Origin of the sequence: Paraburkholderia ferrariae NBRC 106233, from assembly GCF_000685035.1 — a bacterium.
GTDB classification, from domain to species: domain Bacteria; phylum Pseudomonadota; class Gammaproteobacteria; order Burkholderiales; family Burkholderiaceae; genus Paraburkholderia; species Paraburkholderia ferrariae.
This window is the reverse complement of record NZ_BAYB01000005.1, coordinates 44,853-64,415: the sequence shown is the minus strand read 5'-3', so window position 1 is coordinate 64,415 and position 19,563 is coordinate 44,853. Positions and strand designations below refer to the sequence as shown.

18 protein-coding genes and 5 tRNA genes are annotated in these 19,563 nt (G+C 65.5%); 5 read left to right on the top strand and 18 right to left on the bottom strand.

Annotated features, from left to right (window positions below; all coding sequences use genetic code 11):
* Positions 1-293: 293 nt before the first annotated feature.
* The 3 genes from BFE01S_RS05940 to BFE01S_RS46220 all read right to left on the bottom strand — a co-directional run bounded on the left by BFE01S_RS05940 (position 294) and on the right by BFE01S_RS46220 (position 1,899).
* Positions 294-728 (bottom strand): universal stress protein, encoded by a 435-nt coding sequence (locus tag BFE01S_RS05940; protein ID WP_028224677.1) that lies wholly within the window; start codon positions 726-728, stop codon positions 294-296.
* A gap of 136 nt (positions 729-864) precedes the next feature.
* Complete coding sequence (locus BFE01S_RS05935; RefSeq protein WP_028224676.1) at positions 865-1,776, bottom strand: LysR family transcriptional regulator; 912 nt, start codon at positions 1,774-1,776, stop codon at positions 865-867.
* Entirely contained in the window at positions 1,777-1,899 is a 123-nt protein-coding gene (locus tag BFE01S_RS46220) for a hypothetical protein (RefSeq protein WP_281177390.1), read from the bottom strand.
* 42 nt (positions 1,900-1,941) lie between these two features.
* Between BFE01S_RS46220 and BFE01S_RS05930 the strand changes: the two genes are divergently transcribed.
* Positions 1,942-2,754: a haloacid dehalogenase type II gene (locus BFE01S_RS05930; protein ID WP_028224675.1), complete on the top strand. Its 813-nt coding sequence runs from the start codon at positions 1,942-1,944 to the stop codon at positions 2,752-2,754.
* A gap of 59 nt (positions 2,755-2,813) precedes the next feature.
* Positions 2,814-4,406 carry a malate synthase A gene (aceB, locus tag BFE01S_RS05925; protein ID WP_028224674.1) on the top strand — a complete coding sequence of 531 codons (1,593 nt, stop codon included), beginning with the start codon at positions 2,814-2,816 and terminating at the stop codon, positions 4,404-4,406.
* 89 nt (positions 4,407-4,495) lie between these two features.
* Here aceB and BFE01S_RS05920 read toward each other — a convergent pair whose 3' ends face one another.
* Together BFE01S_RS05920 and rraA are read right to left on the bottom strand one after the other, a co-directional pair.
* The gene (locus tag BFE01S_RS05920; RefSeq protein ID WP_028224673.1) at positions 4,496-4,897 is read right to left on the bottom strand and encodes a gamma-glutamylcyclotransferase family protein; all 402 of its coding nucleotides are present in this window, start codon (positions 4,895-4,897) and stop codon (positions 4,496-4,498) included.
* 29 nt (positions 4,898-4,926) lie between these two features.
* The gene (gene rraA, locus BFE01S_RS05915; RefSeq protein ID WP_028224672.1) at positions 4,927-5,424 is read right to left on the bottom strand and encodes a ribonuclease E activity regulator RraA; all 498 of its coding nucleotides are present in this window, start codon (positions 5,422-5,424) and stop codon (positions 4,927-4,929) included.
* 194 nt (positions 5,425-5,618) lie between these two features.
* Between rraA and BFE01S_RS37635 the strand changes: the two genes are divergently transcribed.
* Positions 5,619-6,494, top strand: a complete 876-nt coding sequence (locus BFE01S_RS37635; RefSeq protein WP_042337272.1) for an AraC family transcriptional regulator — start codon at positions 5,619-5,621, stop codon at positions 6,492-6,494.
* Between the two features lie 73 nt (positions 6,495-6,567).
* Here BFE01S_RS37635 and BFE01S_RS05905 read toward each other — a convergent pair whose 3' ends face one another.
* The 7 genes from BFE01S_RS05905 to gltX form a co-directional block, all read right to left on the bottom strand.
* Positions 6,568-7,032: a GNAT family N-acetyltransferase gene (locus tag BFE01S_RS05905; RefSeq protein ID WP_028224671.1), complete on the bottom strand. Its 465-nt coding sequence runs from the start codon at positions 7,030-7,032 to the stop codon at positions 6,568-6,570.
* A gap of 153 nt (positions 7,033-7,185) precedes the next feature.
* Positions 7,186-7,262: transfer RNA gene (locus BFE01S_RS05900), tRNA-Asp, on the bottom strand.
* A 79-nt stretch (positions 7,263-7,341) separates the two neighbouring features.
* A tRNA-Glu gene (locus BFE01S_RS05895) sits at positions 7,342-7,417 on the bottom strand.
* Positions 7,418-7,487: 70 nt separating this feature from the next.
* Positions 7,488-7,564: transfer RNA gene (locus tag BFE01S_RS05890), tRNA-Asp, on the bottom strand.
* Between the two features lie 86 nt (positions 7,565-7,650).
* Positions 7,651-7,726, bottom strand: a tRNA-Glu gene (locus BFE01S_RS05885).
* 179 nt (positions 7,727-7,905) lie between these two features.
* A tRNA-Ala gene (locus BFE01S_RS05880) sits at positions 7,906-7,981 on the bottom strand.
* Between the two features lie 214 nt (positions 7,982-8,195).
* Positions 8,196-9,617 (bottom strand): glutamate--tRNA ligase, encoded by a 1,422-nt coding sequence (gltX, locus tag BFE01S_RS05875; protein WP_028224670.1) that lies wholly within the window; start codon positions 9,615-9,617, stop codon positions 8,196-8,198.
* A gap of 528 nt (positions 9,618-10,145) precedes the next feature.
* Between gltX and BFE01S_RS05870 the strand changes: the two genes are divergently transcribed.
* Positions 10,146-11,120, top strand: a complete 975-nt coding sequence (locus BFE01S_RS05870) for a patatin-like phospholipase family protein (protein ID WP_028224669.1) — start codon at positions 10,146-10,148, stop codon at positions 11,118-11,120.
* 132 nt (positions 11,121-11,252) lie between these two features.
* Here BFE01S_RS05870 and BFE01S_RS05865 read toward each other — a convergent pair whose 3' ends face one another.
* The 5 genes from BFE01S_RS05865 to BFE01S_RS05845 all read right to left on the bottom strand — a co-directional run bounded on the left by BFE01S_RS05865 (position 11,253) and on the right by BFE01S_RS05845 (position 17,891).
* On the bottom strand, positions 11,253-11,990 hold the full coding sequence (locus tag BFE01S_RS05865; RefSeq protein WP_028224668.1) for a C40 family peptidase: 738 nt from the start codon (positions 11,988-11,990) through the stop codon (positions 11,253-11,255).
* 137 nt (positions 11,991-12,127) lie between these two features.
* The gene (locus BFE01S_RS05860) at positions 12,128-13,753 is read right to left on the bottom strand and encodes an ABC transporter ATP-binding protein (RefSeq protein WP_028224667.1); all 1,626 of its coding nucleotides are present in this window, start codon (positions 13,751-13,753) and stop codon (positions 12,128-12,130) included.
* Positions 13,750-14,859, bottom strand: coding sequence for an ABC transporter permease (locus BFE01S_RS05855; RefSeq protein WP_042337271.1), 1,110 nt, complete (start codon positions 14,857-14,859; stop codon positions 13,750-13,752). Before BFE01S_RS05855 ends, BFE01S_RS05860 begins: the two co-directional genes overlap by 4 nt.
* A 1-nt stretch (position 14,860) precedes the next feature.
* Positions 14,861-15,898 carry a microcin C ABC transporter permease YejB gene (locus BFE01S_RS05850; RefSeq protein WP_028224665.1) on the bottom strand — a complete coding sequence of 346 codons (1,038 nt, stop codon included), beginning with the start codon at positions 15,896-15,898 and terminating at the stop codon, positions 14,861-14,863.
* 58 nt (positions 15,899-15,956) lie between these two features.
* Positions 15,957-17,891, bottom strand: a complete 1,935-nt coding sequence (locus BFE01S_RS05845) for an extracellular solute-binding protein (RefSeq protein ID WP_084169568.1) — start codon at positions 17,889-17,891, stop codon at positions 15,957-15,959.
* A gap of 111 nt (positions 17,892-18,002) precedes the next feature.
* On the opposite strand from BFE01S_RS05845, the gene fabI reads away from it, so the two are divergent.
* Positions 18,003-18,794, top strand: a complete 792-nt coding sequence (gene fabI, locus BFE01S_RS05840; protein ID WP_028224663.1) for an enoyl-ACP reductase FabI — start codon at positions 18,003-18,005, stop codon at positions 18,792-18,794.
* A gap of 170 nt (positions 18,795-18,964) precedes the next feature.
* On the opposite strand, the gene BFE01S_RS05835 is transcribed toward fabI, so the two are convergent.
* Positions 18,965-19,306 (bottom strand): hypothetical protein, encoded by a 342-nt coding sequence (locus BFE01S_RS05835; protein WP_028224662.1) that lies wholly within the window; start codon positions 19,304-19,306, stop codon positions 18,965-18,967.
* Positions 19,307-19,563 lie beyond the last annotated feature (257 nt).

The window sequence follows — 19,563 nt, the reverse complement described above, 5'->3', positions numbered from 1 at the left end:
CCGGCCGCCGGTTTCGTCCGGCACGCGCCGCAGGCGTCCACGACAGGCGCAGTCAATCAGGAGGACAGTTCAGGGAGCGCGCCGGGCCGGACACGATCGGGCTCGCGGCATCGTCGGGTCACACGCCGGACGCCCGCTCTCTGGACCGGAGGAGACAACAAGCTAGCGAGGACGCAGCCACGGAAGGCGCATGGGCATTCGCCGTGCGTGCTCATGCGCCGACTGGGGTGAACCACAGCGATCAACCACAGCGATCAACGACAGCGCCCGGCGCGGAAGAAGGCGCGGCCGCTCTAGCGGTACACGATCACCGGAATTTTCGTATGCGTGAGCACGCGCTGCGTCTCGCTGCCGATGAGCAGGCTGCCCAGCCCGCGCCGCCCGTGCGAAGCCATGAAAATCACGTCGCAGCCGCCTTTTTCGGCGGCTTCGATAATGCCGAGATACGGCGAAGGATGCACGCTCGTGCGGCTCTCGCAGCTCACGCCGGCGCTGCGCGCCGCCGCCTCGACTTCCTGCAGATGCGTGCGCGCCTCTCGCTCACTGCGCGTCTGGAAGTCGCCGGGCGGCTCGATCACCGCATCGGAGAACGGCGAGTACGGGTATTGCGGCAGGCACGCGTAGGCCGTGACGCGCGCCCCGACCGTGCGTGCGAGGTCGATCGCGCCGTCGATCGCCTTCTTCGAGAGATCCGAGCCATCGGTCGGGACGAGGATGTGCTTGAACATGGCGCTCTCCGTTCGTTGCCGGCAGCGGCAGGACGGCGCTGCGGCGCCGTCAAGTCGATTGTAGTGCGCGAAAAACCGGCGCAAGGCACGCATGCGGGTCTCTCCCCATATCGGAAACGCGCATGGGCCCGCCCCGTCAATCCTGGCCCCAGTACCCCGGATGACCGTACGTATGCTTGAGAAAGTCGAGAAAGAGGCGCACGCGCAGCGGCAGATGGCGGCGCTGCGGAAACACGGCATGGATGCCGATGGGCGGCGCCGCGAAGGCGTCGAGCACGCTCACGAGCCGCCCGGCCGCGATGTCCTCGCCGACTTCCCACCACGAACGCCAGGCAAGCCCGTGGCCTTCGAGGCACCATTCATGGAGCACCGCGCCGTCCGAACATTCCATCGTGCCCGCCACGCGGATCGACACCACCTTGTCGTCCTGCTGGAAGGTCCAGCCGCGCTGCTGGTTCGCACTGCTGGCCCCGAGAGCGAGGCAGTTGTGGCGCGCGAGATCGGCGAGCGTTTCGGGCGCGCCGCGGCGCGAGAGGTAATCGGGCGACGCCACGCACACGCGGCGGTTCTCGCCGAGCTTGAGCGAGACGAGCGACGAGTCGGGCAATTCGCCCAGACGCACGGCGCAGTCGAAGCCCTCGTTGACGAGATCGACGAGGCGATCGGACAAGTCGAGCGTGATCGAGACGTCCGGGTGCGCCACCGTGAACGCCGGCACGAGCGGCGCGACGTGCCGGCGGCCAAAGCCCGCCGGCGCGGACACGCGCAGATGCCCGCTCGCCTTCACCCCGCCTGCCGAAACGCTCGCCTCGGCGTTCTGCATGTCGTGGATGATGCGCTGGCAGTCTTCGAGGAAGGCCGAGCCTTCGAAGGTCAGCGTGATGCGGCGCGTGGTCCGCACGAAGAGCTTCACTCCGAGCCGTTCTTCGAGCGCGTCGATGCGGCGGCCGATGATGGCGGGCGCGACCCCTTCCGCCTGGGCGGCCGCCGAAAGGCTGCCTTTGGCCGCCACGGCGGCGAAGGTTTCGATCTGTCTGAAGCGGTCCATTCAACGGGCTGCGGAGCAATGACAACGAAAAAGGCCGGCAAAAATCGCCTGAAGCGTCAGATTAGGTGGGTAAAAGTAAAAGATCAAGTGATCAATGCGTCCTTTTTCAGTGATGTAACTCATGAATACAATCCATACCGACCTCTGAAGATGGAGTGCAAGGCTATGTCGGCCACAACGGCACAAAGCGCGGCACAAAGCGCACCACGATTCCCGAAGGCAGTGATTTTCGACGCGTACGGCACGTTGTTCGACGTGCATTCCGTCGTAGCCGCTGCCGAGCAGATGTTCCCCGGCCAGGGCGAAGCGCTCTCGCAGCTCTGGCGGCTCAAGCAGATCGAATATACCCAGTTGCGCACGCTCTCGGACCCGGCGGGCGCACGCTACCGCCCGTTCTGGGACGTCACGCTCGACGCCCTGCGCTATGCCGCGCGGCGCCTGAACCTCGCCCTCACGGGCGCGGGCGAAAAACGCCTGATGGACGAATACGCCTGCCTCTCGGCGTTTCCCGACGTGCTGCCGGTGCTGCGCCGCCTGCGCACGCTGCACGAAAACCAGGAAAAAACCCAGCAAAGCGGCACGCGCCCGGGCCTTGCGATACTCTCGAACGGCAATCCGCAGATGCTCGACATCGCCGTGAAAAGCGCCGGCATGACGGGCCTCTTCGATCACGTGCTGTCCGTCGATGCGGTGCGCGCCTACAAGCCCGCCGCCGCCGCCTACGCGCTCGGCACGGCCGCGTTCGATGCGGCGCCGCGCGACATCGTCTTCGTTTCGTCGAACGGCTGGGACGCAGCAGGCGCCGGCTGGTTCGGCTATACCACTTTCTGGATCAACCGCCAGCGGCTGCCCGCCGAAGAGCTCGGCGTGGCACCCAACGGCACCGGCGGCGGCATGGCAGAACTCGCCGCCTTTCTCGAAACCGCAGCGCCGCCTGAACGGACCCCTGCCCGAGCCCGCCCCAGCCCCGGCGCGTAACGAACCGGCAGACGCCGCACTACCCACACCTACACGAACTGACCGACCAAGGAGCAATCATGGCGAACACGTTGCAACTGCCGCAAGGCATGGCGATCTCGGCTCACATCGAACCGGGCTTCGAAACGATCCTCACGCCCGAGGCCCTCGAACTCGTGGCGAAGCTGCACCGCGCATTCGAGCCGCGCCGCCAGGAACTGCTGGCCGCGCGCGCCGAGCGCACGAAGCGCCTCGACGCCGGCGAGCGCCCGGACTTCCTCGAAAGCACGAAGTCGATCCGCGAGGCCGACTGGACGATCGCGCCGCTGCCGAAGGATCTCGAGTGCCGCCGCGTGGAAATCACGGGCCCGGTCGAGCGCAAGATGATCATCAACGCGCTGAATTCCGGTGCGGACTCCTACATGACCGACTTCGAGGATTCGAACGCGCCGAGCTGGGAAAACCAGATCACCGGCCAGATCAACCTCAAGGACGCCGTGCGCCGCACGATCTCGCTGGAGCAGAACGGCAAGCGCTATCAGCTCAACGACAAGGTCGCCACGCTGATCGTGCGTCCGCGCGGCTGGCACCTCGACGAAAAGCACGTGACCGTCGACGGCAAGCGCGTTTCGGGCGGCATTTTCGACTTCGCGCTCTTCCTATTCCACAACGCGAAGGAACTGATCGCACGCGGCAGCGGCCCCTACTTCTATCTGCCGAAGATGGAAAGCCATCTCGAAGCGCGCCTGTGGAACGACATCTTCGTCGCCGCCCAGGAAGCCGTGGGCATCCCCCGCGGCACGATCCGCGCGACGGTGCTGGTCGAAACGATCCTCGCCGCGTTCGAAATGGACGAGATCCTCCATGAACTGCGCGAGCACAGCTCGGGCCTGAACGCCGGCCGCTGGGACTACATCTTCTCGGCGATCAAGAAGTTCAAGAACGACAAGGACTTCTGCCTCGCGGACCGCTCGCAGATCACGATGACCGTGCCGTTCATGCGCGCCTACGCGCTGCAACTGCTCAAGACCTGCCATCGCCGCAACGCACCGGCCATCGGCGGCATGAGCGCGCTCATTCCGATCAAGAACGACGCAGCCGCGAACGACAAGGCCATGGCCGGCGTGCGCTCGGACAAGGCGCGCGACGCCGGCGACGGCTACGACGGCGGCTGGGTGGCCCACCCGGGCCTCGTGCCCATCGCCATGGAAGAGTTCGTGAAGGTGCTCGGCGACAAGCCGAACCAGATCGGCAAGCAGCGCGCCGACGTGGCCGTGACGGGCAAGGATCTGCTCGACTTCCGTCCGGAAGCGCCGATCACCGAGGCGGGCCTGCGCAACAACATCAACGTGGGCATCCACTACCTGGGCTCGTGGCTCGCCGGCAATGGCTGCGTGCCGATCCACAACCTGATGGAAGACGCCGCGACCGCCGAAATCTCGCGCTCGCAGGTGTGGCAGTGGATCCGCTCGCCGAAGGGCAAGCTCGATGACGGCCGCAAGGTCACGGCGGAACTCGTGCGCGAACTGATCCCGCAGGAACTGGACAAGGTGAAGGCCGTGGTGGGCGGCGACACGAAGCCGTACGACCGCGCAGCGCAGATCTTCGAACAGATGTCCACGTCGGAGAACTTCGTGGACTTCCTCACGCTGCCGCTCTACGAAGAGATCTGATGCGCGTCTGAGCGCCTCTTCATAACGGCGAAGGCCCGGCGGATGCGAATCCGCCGGGCCTCGTTATTTTCCGGATGGCTGCGTGGCGCTCAGCGCGAGAGACGATGCGCGATCCAGTCGCCGCCGCGAATCTCGGGACGGCCGTGAACCGCCTCGTGCGCGACCGGATAGAAGAGGCAGGCCACATGCTGCCCGTCCACCTCGACGCTCACCTGCTTCGCCATGAAAAGCCCGTCCACGCCCGGATAAACCTGCTCGATCTCGTCGAGCACGGCCACGAGCGCGTCGTCGATCTCATAGACTTCGCCCACCACGCCCGACGCCCCGGCGTCGGCCACCATGCCCGGATAGCGGCCGAAATCGAACAGGCGCCCCGCCACCGTCGCGCGGCCCACGAGGCGCGGCCGGGCGATCGCATAGCGCTCGGCCGCGGCGTGGATGTCGTTGATCTCGCCGGCGCGCAGCGTCCCGTACACGAACACGTATTTCATCGTTGCCTGCTCCTGCCTGGGTTCCCGGTTCAAACCGCGAGCGGCGCGTCTGCCACGAGCACGCCGTCGATATCCGCATAGATCCAGTCGCCCGTGCGCACGGTCGCGCCCGGCATGCGCACGGGCACGTCGCGCTCGCCGATGCCGCGCCGCAAGCTGCGCTGGGGATGCGTCGCGAGCGCCGCGATCCCCACGTCGAGCGCATTGAGTTCGAGCGAGTCGCGCACGCAGCCATTGACCACCACGCCCGCCCAGCCATTGTTCTGCGCGAACTGGCCGAGATTGCCGCCCACGAGCGCGCAGCGCAGGCTGCCGCCGCCATCGACGACGAGCACGCGGCCTTCGCCCGGCGTCTCGAGCGTGGCGCGCACGAGCGAGTTGTCTTCGAAGACCTTGAGCGTCAGCGCAGGGCCGCTGAAACACGGCGCGCGGCCGAACCAGCGAAACACCGGGTCGAGCACGCGCAGCGTACCGGCGGCGAGCCGGTCTTCGTGCGCATCGCACAGGTCGGCGGTGGCGAAGGTCATGATGGTTTTCCTCATGCGATAACGAACCGGAAGCATTATGCCCGTCCATCAGCCGCGACGGGCAGGCGGGTCGCCGAGGCAAACGGGAGCGGGTCCGGTGCGCTCTTCGCCAGCCGCCGCGACAGCGCGGCTGACGCACACGGATTGCGCCTAAAATATTCGCGAGCCGTCAACGTCGCACACGAGCCACTGCCATGCCCTACTCCGTTCCCGCATTGCCGCTGCCCGCTGCGGAATTCGCCGACATCCCGCCCGAGTTCGAGCCCACCGACGCGCACCCCGTGCGCGTGCGCTCGCGCCCGATGGCGGCGGGCGTACGGATCGCGCTGCACACGCATGCCTGGGCGCAGCTTGCGTACACGTCGCGCGGCGTGCTGCGCATGACGACGCCGGGCACGACCTGGATGGTGCCGCCTTCGCGCGCGATCTGGATTCCGCCTCATGTGACGCACGAAGTGGCGATCGTCGAAGATGCCTTTCTGCGCACGCTCTACGTGGACCAGTCGGTGATCCCGCCCGGACTCGGCGACTGCCGCGTGGTGGAAGTCTCGGGTCTGTTGCGCGAGACGATCGCGGCGCTCGACGAGCGCGGCATCGGCGCCCCGCGCGAGCGTCTGCTGGCCTCGCTCGCGCTCGACGAGATCACGCGCTCCGCGCCGCTGCCGCTCGCCGTGCCGATGCCGCAGGAAAAACGCCTGCGCTCGCTCTGCGAAGCGCTGCTCGCCGATCCCGCCGGTCCGGGCTCGCTCGAATACTGGGCCGCGCACGTGGGTGCGAGCACGCGCACGATCGCGCGGCTGTTCCGCCAGGAACTGGGCGTGAGCTTCTCGCAGTGGCGTCAGCAGGCGATACTCGCGCGCGCGATTCCGCTGCTCAATCAGGGACGGCCGATTGCCATCGTCGCGCAGGAGCTGGGCTATCAGAGCCAGAGTGCGTTTTCGGCAATGTTCCGGCGCGCGTTCGGCGAGAGCCCGCGCGCGTTCATCGCGCGCGGCGGCGATCGCTTCGACGATGCGGAGGAAGACGCGGTGCTGGATTCGACCAGCGGGACCGGTCCGAACGACGCCTGAGACGCGCGCACCGAAGCCGGCCAGCCGATCAGGCCAGCCTGGTGAGACAGTACGGCGAACGAATACGCGCCGCTCAGACCGCGCGCGTCATATGGCGTATCGACCCGAGCCGCGCCAGTCTCGGCCCGGCCACCCGGTAGCCCATGCGCAGATAGAGCCGCGCCGCGGGGTTATCGACGAACACTCGCAGTTGCAGTTCGCGCAGGCCGCGCTCGCGCGCCCAGCGATGCGACATGTCGAGCAGAAAGGTCCCGGCGCCGTGGCCGCGATAGCCTTCGGCGATCTGCACGTCGCGAATGTGCAGCGAATCGCTCTCTTCGGTCACGCGCAGCACGCCTATCGCCTGACTGTCGAGTTCGAGAATGAAATTCTCCGACTCCCGGTAGCTGGCGAGAAAAAGATCGCCGCGCCAGACCAGATGATGCCGCTGGTAGTAGCCGCCCATGTTCTTGCGCGTGAGCGCCTCGGCAAACTCGAAGTCGTCCATGGAGGCGTGACGCAACTGAAAACGCGAAGGGATGTCGTTCGGGGCGAACATGAGAGGCAGCGAGCCAGGAACCGGGTTTCGACTACGCTACGATACTGCGCGCGCGCCGGCAATGGCAGTTTGTCCGTACGGCCAAAGGCCGCAGCGGCCGCAGGGGGAGAAATGAAAAAAGCCCGCTGGACATTCCAGCGGGCTTCGTACTTCTGGCGGAGCGGACGGGACTCGAACCCGCGACCCCCGGCGTGACAGGCCGGTATTCTAACCGACTGAACTACCGCTCCAGTCCTGCTTGCACCGGCGGGCGTCGGTCGATTCCCGCTGGCGGCGTCGCCAGATTACTTTTGGCGCCGCTGTTGTCTTTGGCGTCCCCTAGGGGATTCGAACCCCTGTACTCACCGTGAAAGGGTGATGTCCTAGGCCTCTAGACGAAGGGGACAACACAGGCTTACGCCTTTACTGCTTTAACTAAAAAGCCCGCTCAAGTTATAGCCTGAACGGGCTTCATCTGGCGGAGCGGACGGGACTCGAACCCGCGACCCCCGGCGTGACAGGCCGGTATTCTAACCAACTGAACTACCGCTCCAGTTCGACATACACAGATGGGCGTCGGCTGATTCCCACCTGGCGCCTCGTCGAAATCATGACGATTTTATCGACGACGCTCATGTCTGGCGTCCCCTAGGGGATTCGAACCCCTGTACTCACCGTGAAAGGGTGATGTCCTAGGCCTCTAGACGAAGGGGACATAATCTTTTCAGATAATGCCTTGCTACACTTTACTGCGCTTTTACCGCACTCGCCGCTGAATTTGCTAATTGCATTTACTCAACTGCGAAGTCCGATATTGTAACTTCTTTACTGCATTTTGTGAAGAATTTTTTTCTTCACCCTCGCTTTCGCGAAGAATTTCCTACTCTGCTCTGTTGGTGGAGGTAAGCGGGATCGAACCGCTGACCTCTTGCATGCCATGCAAGCGCTCTCCCAGCTGAGCTATACCCCCCTTGCAGAACAGAAGCGAGATTATAAACAGCAATTTCGCTTATGTAAAGAGCTTCTGGATCGTTTTTCGCAACTTCTTTGAAACTTCGTTGCGGGATCCCTCGGCTCCTGCACGAGCCTGACTACTTTCTCGCACACCGTTTTCAACGGAGCCCGAATACTACAAGATCTCCTGCCCCGGCGCTAGAGCCGGAGCAAAAAATCTTCAAAAAAGATCACGCCGTTTTCGCGAGACCCTGCTCGATGCGATTGACCACCACGTCGCGGCCGAACAGCGCGAGCACCGCATCGATGGCCGGCGTATGCGTCGTGCCCGCCACGAAGAGGCGAACGGGCATGGCAAGCTGAGGCATCTTCAATTTGTGTGCGGCAAGCGTCGCCTTGAGCGCGGCGGAGATGCCCTCCTTCGTCCACTCCGCACCCTTGAGCGCCGCGGCCAGTTCCGCGAGCGCGGGACGCACGGCTTCGGTCACGTGCTGCGCGAGCGCCTCGGCTTCCGGCTGCGGCTCGCGGTAGAACATCTGCGCGCTCTCGGCAATGCTCTTGATCGTCGTTGCGCGATCCTTGAAGAGGGCGACCGCGCCGTCGAGCGCCGGGCCGCCGGCAAGCGCCGCCTCGTCGATGCCGAGGGCCGCGAAGAACGGCTTCGAGAGTTCGGCGAGACGCGCGTTGTCCACTTCCTTCAGGTAGTGGTTGTTGAGCCAGTCGAGCTTGCTCTGGTCGTATTGCGCCGGCGATTTGCCGAGATGGTCCAGGTCGAACCATTCGACGAACTGCTCGCGCGAAAACACTTCCGCATCGCCATGCGACCAGCCGAGCCGCGCGAGATAGTTCAGCACCGCTTCGGGCAGATAGCCCGCGTCGCGATACCCCATCACGCTCATCGCGCCATGGCGCTTGCTCATCTTTTCGCCCTGCTCGTTGAGCACGGTCGGCAGGTGCGCGTACACCGGCGGCTCGCCGCCGAGGGCGCGCAGGATGTTGATCTGGCGCGGCGTGTTGTTCACGTGGTCGTCGCCGCGGATCACGTGCGTGATCTTCATGTCGAGGTCGTCCACCACGACGCAGAAGTTGTAGGTCGGCGTACCGTCGGGGCGCGCGATGACGAGGTCGTCGAGTTCTTCGTTCGAGATCTCGATGCGGCCTTTCACGGCATCGTCCCACGCCACTACGCCCGTGAGGGGGTTGCGAAAGCGCAGCACCGGCTCGACGCCGGCAGGCGGCGTGGGCAGCACCTTGCCCGGTTCCGGGCGCCACGTGCCGTCGTAGCGCGGCTTTTCGCCGGCGGCGCGCTGGCGCTCGCGCAGCGCGTCGAGTTCCTCGGTGGACATGTAGCACGGGTACACGAGCCCCTGCTCGCGCATCTGCGCGAGCACTTCGCGATAGCGGTCCATGCGCTGCATCTGATAGAACGGACCTTCGTCGAAATCGAGTTCGAGCCACGCCATGCCTTCGAGGATCGCATCGACCGATGCGGCCGTCGAACGTTCGACGTCGGTGTCCTCGATCCGCAGCACGAAGGCGCCTTTGTTGTGGCGCGCGAACGCCCAGGGATACAGCGCGGAGCGGATATTGCCGAGGTGGATGAAGCCGGTCGGGCTCGGCGCAAAGCGGGTACGGACGGGAGTCGTGGTCATGGGCGATTACTCGAAATCGATGCCGGCGCGCGGTTCAAGTGCGCGCCGCACAGGCGGCGTTCGCGGCGCGAGTGTGGCGTGAGGCGCAGCGGGCGCACAGTGCGCAATGCTGCGGAACACGGCGCGGCGCGAACGGAAAAACCGGGAAAATAGAGACCGGATTATACCCGCCGACGGCGCGTTCGGCCCGGCCCGGTCGTGGTGGGTGCGGGCCCGGGGCGAGTCGAGATTCGGCGCGGCCCGGATCGCGTTCGCACCGGAAATCCGCCGACACATCGCGTTACAAGCGCGTTTCGAATTCCCGAGCGGCTTTGTCTTATGATGTCGGCGCGCCGCATCCGTCGCCCGGCGCAGCGTGGGGTTGCCTGCTGAGTCGGCGAACCGGGGTTGCAAACCGGGAACGCCGGCCAAGGCTGCGAGGCAACGCCGGCGCTAGAAGACTGCGGCACGCGGGCTGCCTTGCAGCGTGCGATCCCGGGATCGCGCCTCGCAACGTGGTAGCCGCGCGGCGCCGGATGGAGAACCTGTTTGAAGTCCCGCCTGAATCCCGATTCGAAGCCGTCATCGCCCTCGCTGAGCCGGCGCAGCTTTTCGCTCGCCGCCGCTTCCACCGTTCTTGCGGCCTGCACGAGCGCAGGCACGCAGACCGCGCAAGTGGCCCCGCCCGTCACCGCGAACACCGCACCGCCGCCCGTGGCCAAGCCTCAGCGGCCGATCCGCGTGGGCCTCGCCCTCGGCGGCGGCGCCGCGCGCGGCTTCTCGCACATCGGCGTGATCAAGGCGCTCGAAGCCCGCAATATCCAGGTCGATCTCGTCGCGGGCACGAGCGCCGGTTCGGTTGTCGCCGCGCTCTACGCCTCGGGCATGAACGGTTTCGCCATCAACAAGCTCGCGCTGACGATGGACGAGGCCTCCATCAGCGACTGGGCCATGCCCTTCGCCACGCGCGGCTTCCTGCACGGTGTCGCGCTGCAGAACTACCTGAACACCACGCTGCACGACCGGCCGATCGAGAAGATGGCCAGGCCGCTCGGCATCGTCGCCACAGACCTGCATAGCGGACAGCCCATCCTGTTCCAGCGCGGCAACACGGGCATTGCCGTGCGCGCGTCGTGCAGCCTGCCGTCGATTTTCGACCCGGTGAAGATCGCGGGTCACGAGTACGTGGACGGCGGCCTGGTCAGCCCGGTGCCGGCTTCCTTCGCGCGCAAGATGGGCGCCGACTTCGTGATCGCCGTGGATATTTCCGCGCGCCCGGAAAGCGCTTCGACGCTGAGCCAGTTCGACGTGCTGATGCAGACCTTCACGATCATGGGTCAGACGATCAAGACCTACGAACTGGAGAAGTACGCCGACGTCGTGATCCGCCCGAACCTGAACGCCATGTCGGGCAGCGATTTCGGTCAGCGCAACGCGGCGATCCTCGCGGGCGAGGAAGCGGTGGCGAAGATGATGCCGGAGCTGGAGCGCAAGCTGGCGGCCGCGCGCATGGCGACGGTTTGAGACAGTGCGGGCCGAGTCTGGCCCGCGAAGGCAAACGCACCTGCAAGCAAGTCACGAACAACAAGGAAAGCCGAAAACGAAAAAGCCCGCTTCAGACGAAGCAGGCTTTCCTTGAAGACCTGGGCGGCGCGATCAGTTGTCGTCGCCGGTGTTGCCGTTAAGCTGAACGCTCACGCGCTGCTTGAGGTCCTGCTGCTGTTGCGGCGTGAACGAGGTTTCGACACGGCGGGCGCCCGTGAAGCGCTTTTCCCAGTAGCCGTCGTCCAGGTCGTCGACACGGATCGTGCTGCCGGTGGACGGCGAGTGCACGAACTTGTTGTCGCCAATATAGATACCCACGTGCGAGAACGTGCGGCGCATCGTGTTGAAGAACACGAGGTCGCCCGGCTTCAGGTTGCTCATGCTGACCTTCTCGCCCACACGGCTCATTTCCTCGGCGCGGCGCGGCAGCGAGAGGCCCAGCGTGTCCTGGAACACGTAGCGCACGAAGCCGCTGCAGTCGAGGCCGGAATCGGGCGTGTTGCCGCCCCAGCGGTAACGCACGCCGATCATGTTGAGGGCGCCCACCACCACGTCGCCGGCCTTGCCGGCCATGCCCGAGAGGAACGACCGGGCGCCGCCGTCGGCCGCAGCCGGGGTCGCCTGGGTGGTCGCGGCCTGAGCCGTGGCGGAAGTTGCCTGCGGAATCTGGGAAGCCTGGGGAAGTTGCGAGTTCGCCGAATTAGTCGTGCTATTCGGCGAAAATGAGGCATTCTGGTTAAAGCTGCTTACTTCGTCGGCGAACGCGCCGGGAGCCGCGGCCATCAGTACGCCGATGAACATCCCGGCAACGACGCGCGTGCAAGCCTGGGTCAAGTATCGGTGCTGCATTGGTCGGTAGAAATTGCCCGCGAATCAGGGGGTTAGTGAAAAGTTTGGACGATACTAGCCAGTAAGTATTTGTGTGTCAAAACAAATAGAAAAATACAATCGCGATACGCACATCATTGGTGAATGTTTGGTGAATGTCATGAAGTCAACGCCGCTTTCAATAGCTTACGTGTGTAAGGGTGCGTGGGATCATCGAATATTTTCGCGACGTCGCCGGCTTCGACGATCGCCCCGTTCTGCATCACCGCGACCCGGTGCGCCATCGCGCCGATCACTTCGAGGTCGTGGCTGATGAAGACGTAGGCCAGGTTGTATTTGCGTTGCAGTTCCGTGAGCAGGCGCAACACTTGTTGCTGGATCGAGACGTCGAGCGCGCTGGTGGGTTCATCGAGGACAAGGACGCGCGGCTCCAGTACGAGCGTGCGGGCAATCGCAATGCGCTGGCGCTGGCCACCCGAGAACTCGTGCGGATAGCGCTGCAGCACCGTGCGGTCGAGCCCGACTTCGCGCAGGGTGGCAACGATGCGCTTTCTGCGCTCCTCGGCGCTCAGGTCCGGCCGGTGCAGCGCGAGCCCTTCCCCGACAATGCGCTCGATGGTCTGCCGCGGCGAAAGCGAGCTGAAGGGGTCCTGAAAGACCACCTGCAGATGCGAGCGCAATTCGAGCTTGCCGTGCCCCTGATAGCTCCCGAGCGGCCGCCCCTGGAACTCGATCTGGCCGCCCGCGATCCGTTGCAGGCCCAGCATGGCCATCGCGAGCGTCGTCTTTCCCGATCCGGATTCGCCGACGATCCCGAGCGTCTCGCCCTGCCGCACCGAAACGTTCGCATCGTTCACGGCCCGAAAGCGCCCCTTGCGCCACCAGCCGGTGAAGCCCGGCAGCTTCGTGGCGAAATCGACCATGACCGCCTTCGCCTCCAGCAGCACGGGGGCCAGCGGCAGCACCGGCAGCACGTGGCGCTCCGGCCGGCTCGCGATGAGCCGCTGCGTGTAGGGGTGCTGCGGCGCCTCGAAAATCTGCTCGACGGTGCCGGCTTCGACGAGCTTGCCCTTCTCCATCACCGCGACCCGCTGCGCGAAGCGGCGCACGAGATTCAGGTCGTGCGTGATGAGCAGCACCGCCATGCCGCCGCCGGGCTTGCGCGCTTCGTCGCGCTGCAGTTCGAGCAGCAGATCGACGATCTGGCCGCGGATCGTCACGTCGAGCGCCGTGGTGGGCTCGTCGGCGAGCAAGAGGCGCGGCCGGCACGCGAGCGCCATGGCGATCATCACGCGCTGCCGCTGCCCGCCCGAAAGCTGGTGCGGATAGCTGGCGATGCGCCGCTGCGGCTCCGGTATGCCCGTGCGCTCGAGCAGCCCGACGGCGCGCGCGTAGGCCTCCTTCTTCGTCACCCGGTCGTGGACCATGATGGTCTCGGCAATCTGCTCGCCAATCGTATAGAGCGGATTGAGCGCCGTCATCGGCTCCTGGAAGATCATGCCGATGTCGCTGCCGCGCAGGCCGCGCATCGCACGCTCGCTCTTCGCGAGCAGATCGTCGCCATTGAAGCGGATCGCGCCCGACAGTTCGGCGTCGCGCAACAGGCGCAGCACCGCGAGCGCCGTCACGGTCTTGCCCGAGCCCGACTCGCCCACGAGCGCCACGCGCTCGCCGCGCCCGATCGCGAGCGATACGTCGTCCACCGCGAGCGTCTCGCCAAAACGCACCGACAAGCGCTCGATGGCGAGCAGCGGCGTTTCGAAGGTTTCCGGCAGTGCGCTCATTGCTGGTTGCCTCCTGCCTTCATGGCATCGGCAATGCGCGTGTCGAGCGCGTTGCGCAGCGCATCGCCCATGAACGTGAGCAGGAGCAGCGTGAGCACCAGCACGCTGAACGTGGACATGGCGATCCACCATGCGTCGAGATTCGCCTTGCCCTGCGCGAGCAGCTCGCCGAGGCTCGGCGTGGGCGGCGGCACGCCCAGGCCGAGAAAATCGAGGCTCGTGAGCGCGAGAATCGACCCGCTCATGCGAAACGGCAGGAAAGTGATGACGGGCGTGAGGCTGTTGGGCAGCACGTGGCGCCAGATGATCTGCCAGTTCGAGAGGCCCATCGCGCGCGCGGCGAGCACGTAGTCCTGGTTGCGGTTGCGCAGGCACTCCGCGCGCACGTAGTCGGACAGGCCGATCCAGCCGAACAGCGAGAGCAGCACGATCAGCAGGATGAAGCCCGGCTCGAAGATCGAAGCGAAAATGATGAGCAGATAGAGTTCCGGCATCGCGCTCCAGATCTCGATGAGCCGCTGCCCCACGATATCGGTCTTGCCGCCGAAGTAACCCTGCACCGCGCCCGCCAGCACCCCGAGCAGCGTGCCGATCGCGGTCAGCACCAGCGCGAACTCCACCGACACGCGAAAGCCGTAGAGCAGCCGCGCGAACAGGTCGCGCCCGCTCGCGTCGGTGCCGAGCCAGTTCTGGCGCGAAGGCGGCGCCGGGTTCGGCACCTTCGAGAAGTAGTTGAGCGTGTCGTAGTAGTACGGGTTCGGCGGATAGATCGCGAAGTTGCCGGGAGCATCGAAGCGATGGCGGATATACGGGTCGAGATAGTCGGCGGGCGTCGGGAAGTCGCCGCCGAAGGTCGTCTCCGGATACGCCTTGAAGAGCGGGAAATACAGATGCCCGTCGTAGCGTACGACGAGCGGCTTGTCGTTGCACCAGAGCGGCCCCGCGAGGCTCGCCGCGAAGGCGACGACAAACACGATCAGGCTCCAGTAGCCGAGCCGCTGCTGCCTGAAACGCGCCCACACGCGCCGCGCGGGCGTGGGCGACTTGAAGGCGGCAACGGACTCGGTGCGCAGTTCGGGCTCGAGGCCGGCACGGGCTCGGTTCAACTCAGCGCTCCAGTTGTTCGAATTGAATGCGGGGATCGACCCACACGTAGCACAGATCGGAAATCAGTTTCGTCAGCAGTCCGATCAATGTGAAGAGATAGAGCGTGCCGAGCACGACGGGATAGTCGCGCCGTACGACCGACTCGTAGGAAAGCAGCCCCAGGCCGTCGAGCGAAAAGAGCGTCTCGATCAGCAGGCTGCCCGTGAAGAACGCGCCGATGAAGGCGGCCGGAAAGCCCACCACGAGCGGCAGCATGGCATTGCGGAACACGTGCTTCCAGAGCACGGTGCGCTCGGAGAGCCCTTTCGCGCGCGCGGTCATCACATACTGCTTGCGGATCTCGTCGAGGAACGCGTTCTTCGTGAGCATCGTCGTCACCGCGAAGCTGCCCACCACCGAAGCCGTCACAGGCAGCGTGATGTGCCACAGGTAGTCGAGAATCTTGCGGCCCCACGAGAGCGTGTCCCAGTCGTCGGACGTGAGGTTGCGCAGCGGGAAGATCTGCAGAAAGGTGCCGCCGCCGAACAGCACGAGCAGCAGCACGCCCAGCACGAAGCCGGGAATCGCATAGCCGAACAGCACGATCAGGCTGCTCACGAGGTCGAAGTTCGAGCCGTTGCGCACCGCTTTCGCAATGCCCAGCGGCACCGATATCAGATAGGTGAGAAAGAAGGTCCAGAGACCGATGCTGATCGACACCGGCAGCTTCGAGACGATCAGCGACCATACGCTCTGGTGGTGGAAGTAGCTCTGCCCGAGGTCGAAGTGCGCGAAGCGGTCGAGCATGAGGAAGTAGCGCTGCAGCGGCGGCTTGTCGAAGCCGTAGAGCGCCTTCAGTTGCGCGATCTGCTGCGCGTCCACGCCCGTATGCGCGCGCATGCCGAACGGCATGCCCTGCTCCGAGCCGCGGCGCATCTCGCGCACGGCCTGCTCCACGGGGCCGCCCGGCACGAACTGGATCACGGCGAAGGTGAGCGTGAGCACGCCGAGCAGCGTCGGGATCATCAGCAGCAGGCGTTTGGCGATGTAGCTCCACATGATCTATGCGTCCGTGAGTGGGGAGCGCGCGGCCCAGGCGGCGCCGGCGCGCATCCCGTCAATGCTGCGGGTTCGGGGTGGCCGGCTGCGGCTTGAACCACCACGCCGAAAGGATCCAGTCCGTCGCGTCATAGTACAGCGGCAGCTTCGCCGGATAAGCCAGGGTGTTGCGGTAGGCCACGCGGTGCGTCGAGCTGTACCACTGGGGCACCACATAGTAGCCATGCATCAGCACCCGGTCGAGCGCATGCGAGGCGTCGAGCAGCTGCTGGAGCGTCTGCGCCTGCACGAGGGCCTTGAGGATCGCATCGACGGCCGGCGACTTCAGGCCGATCAGGTTGCCCGAGCCGGACTCGTCGGCGGCCTTGCTGCTGAAGCGGTCGAGCTCTTCCGTGCCCGGCACCTGCACGTCGGGAAAGCGGATCGTCGTCACGTCGAAGTCGAAGGCGTCGAGGCGCTTCTGATAGAGCGCGAAATCGACCGTGCGATAGTCCACGCGGATCCCGAGGCGCGCGAGCGCGCGCGTGTACTGCGCCATGATCGGCGCCCATTGCGAAGCGCCGCCCGAGTCGTCGAGCACCTCGAACGCGAAGGGCTGCCCTTGAGCGTTGCGCAGCGCGCCGTCGCGGTAGGTCCAGCCCGCCTCGGCAAGCAGCGCGCGCGCCTTGAGCAGGTTCGCGCGCAGCGAATCGGGCGGGTCGGTATCGGGCTGCACCGGCGGCGGCCCGAACACGGCGGGGTCGAGCTCTTTGCGCCACGGATCGAGCAGCGCGAGTTCGCCCGGCGAGGGCAGGCCCTTCGCCTGAAACACGGTGTTCGCGAACCAGCTGTCGAGCCGCGTGTACTGGCTATAGAACAGCATGCGGTTGAGCCACTGGAAGTCGAGCGCGAGGTCGAGCGCCTCGCGCACGCGCACGTCCTGGAACATCGGCTTGCGCACGTTCAGCACGAAGCCCTGCATGCCCGTGCCGTTGTGCTGGGGGAACTCGCGCTTGACGAGCTCGCCGCTGTCGAAGCGCTTGCCCACGTCGCGCCGCACCCAGTTACGCGCGACGTTTTCGACGAGCGCGTCGTACTCGCCGGCCTTGAACGCTTCGAGGCGCGCAACATCGTCGGAATAAAGCTTGTAGGTGATGCGCGCGAAATTGTTGGTACCCACGCGCACCGGCAAGTCTTTGCCCCAGTAGTTCGGGTCGAGCCGGTAGGAGATCGTGCGGCCGTTCGAATAGCTTTCGATCAGGTAGGGACCGCTGCCGATGGGCTGCTCGAAGGCGAGCTGATCGAAGGGAATGCGGCTGCCGTCCGCGCGCAGCCCCCACTTGTGCGAGAACACCGGCATGCCGCCCGCGATGAACGGCAGCTCGCGGTTGTTCGTGCGGAACTCGAAGCGGATCGTCGCGGCATCGACCACCACCGCGCGCACGATGTCGCTGAAGTAGGCCTGCATCGAAGGCGCGGACTGCGGGCTCTTCAATGTGTCGAGCGAGAACTTGACGTCGGCGGCGGTCACGGTGTCGCCGTTCGAGAAACGCGCGCGCGGATTCAGATGGAACGTCACCGACTTGCCGTCGGGCGCGATGCGGATATCGTCGGCGAGCAGCCCGTAGGCCGAGGCCACTTCGTCCATGCTGCCCGTCGTCAGGCTCTCGAAGATCATGCCGAGCCCGGGCGCCGCATTGCCGCGCAGCGTGAACGGATTGAACTTGTCGAAGCTCGTGAGCCGGTTGGGATTGGCCAGCACCAGCGTGCCGCCCCTGGGCGCATCCGGATTCACGTAGTCGAAATGCCGGAAGTCGGCGGGGTACTTCGGCTCGCCGTACTGCGCGATCGCGTACACCGCATGCGCCGAGGGCATGGCCGCCAGCATCAGCGCGCACGCCGCGCCCTGGATCGCGCCATGCCGCGCCCGCTGGCGCATCCACGCAAAAAGCCGCGCCGCAACCGTCTGCGTGCGCCCCGCGCGTGCTGCCCTGCCAGGCGTTCCTGTCGTCATGTAGAGGGATTTGTCCGGTGAGCCGTATCAATTGTGAGAGAATTCTACCCAACAAACCACGCCGCGCCGCATTTGGCGGTGCGCGACGCATTGACCTGATTAGGAGAATCCATGGGCTTCCTCGCTGGCAAACGCATCCTGCTGACCGGCCTGCTGTCGAACCGTTCGATCGCATACGGCATTGCGCAGGCCTGCAAACGCGAAGGCGCGGAGCTGGCGTTCACGTACGTCGGCGACCGCTTCAAGGACCGCATCACCGAGTTCGCGACCGAATTCGGCAGCAACCTCGTGTTCCCCTGCGACGTGGCCGACGACGCGCAGATCGAAGCCCTCTTCGCCGACCTCAAGCAGCACTGGGGCACGCTCGACGGCCTCGTCCACTCGATCGGCTTCGCGCCGCGCGAGGCGATTGCCGGCGACTTCCTCGACGGCATGACGCGCGAGAACTTCCGCATCGCGCACGACATTTCGGCCTACAGCTTTCCGGCGCTCGCAAAGGCGGCCCAGCCGATGCTATCCGATAACGCCTCGCTCCTCACCCTCACCTACCTCGGTGCCGAGCGCGCGATTCCGAACTACAACACGATGGGCCTCGCGAAAGCCTCGCTCGAAGCGAGCGTGCGCTATCTCGCGGTCTCGCTCGGCGGCAAGGGCGTGCGCGTGAACGGCATTTCGGCCGGCCCGATCAAGACGCTTGCGGCAAGCGGCATCAAGAGCTTCGGCAAGATTCTCGACTTCGTCGAGCAGAACGCGCCGCTGCATCGCAACGTCACGATCGAGCAGGTCGGCAACACGGCCGCGTTCCTGCTCTCCGACCTCGCGGGCGGCGTGACCGCCGAAATCGTGCACGTGGATTCGGGCTTCAACGCCGTGGTGGGCGGCATGGCCGGCATCGGCGAATAAGGACGATTACCGGCGCGCGCGATTAACGACGCGACGACTCGCGCGCACCGCCTGCGCAGCACGCGCCTCATTGTGCGTGCAACGGCAGACACGAAAAAGCCGCTCCATGGAGCGGCTTTTCTTTTGCGGCTACGCACGCAGCGCGTGCGCGATACCGGCTTCGCGGCAGCTTAGTGCCAGTGTCCCGGGGGCGGGCCACCGTGCCAGCCCGGGCCGCCGCCGTGCCAGCCGGGGCCACCGTGATAGCGGTTCCAGTCGCCACGGTTCCAGTAGCGACGGCCGTCCCAGTAGCGGTCGCCATGCCAGCCGATGTAGATCGCCGGCGCGGCATAGACCGGTGCGGGCTGATAGACCACCGGAGGCGGCGGCGGGGCATAGACCGGGGCCGGCGCGACATAAACCGGGGCCGGAATGCCGATGTTGACGCCAACGCTCACGCCCGCCATCGCGGCGCTCGATGCACCAATGGCCAGGCCCCCGACGAGCATTGCAAGAACACGAGCGAACTTCATGGACTCACCTTTTTGCGATTGATTTTGTTGGATGCAATATAGCGCAGCCTCGCGCACCGCATATTTCACGTTTGTAATAACTGATGCACAAACCGCCTTCGCGCGTACCCTCGTTACGTCTCGTTACACTGAGACCCGCGTAGACAGCCTGTTCGCACCGGAATCGCAACGTGCCGCACACGATCAAGCGACGAGACACGAGCCGCACCCGATGACAACGCGAGGCAGCATAGCACCGCAGACGCCGCACAGGTGCC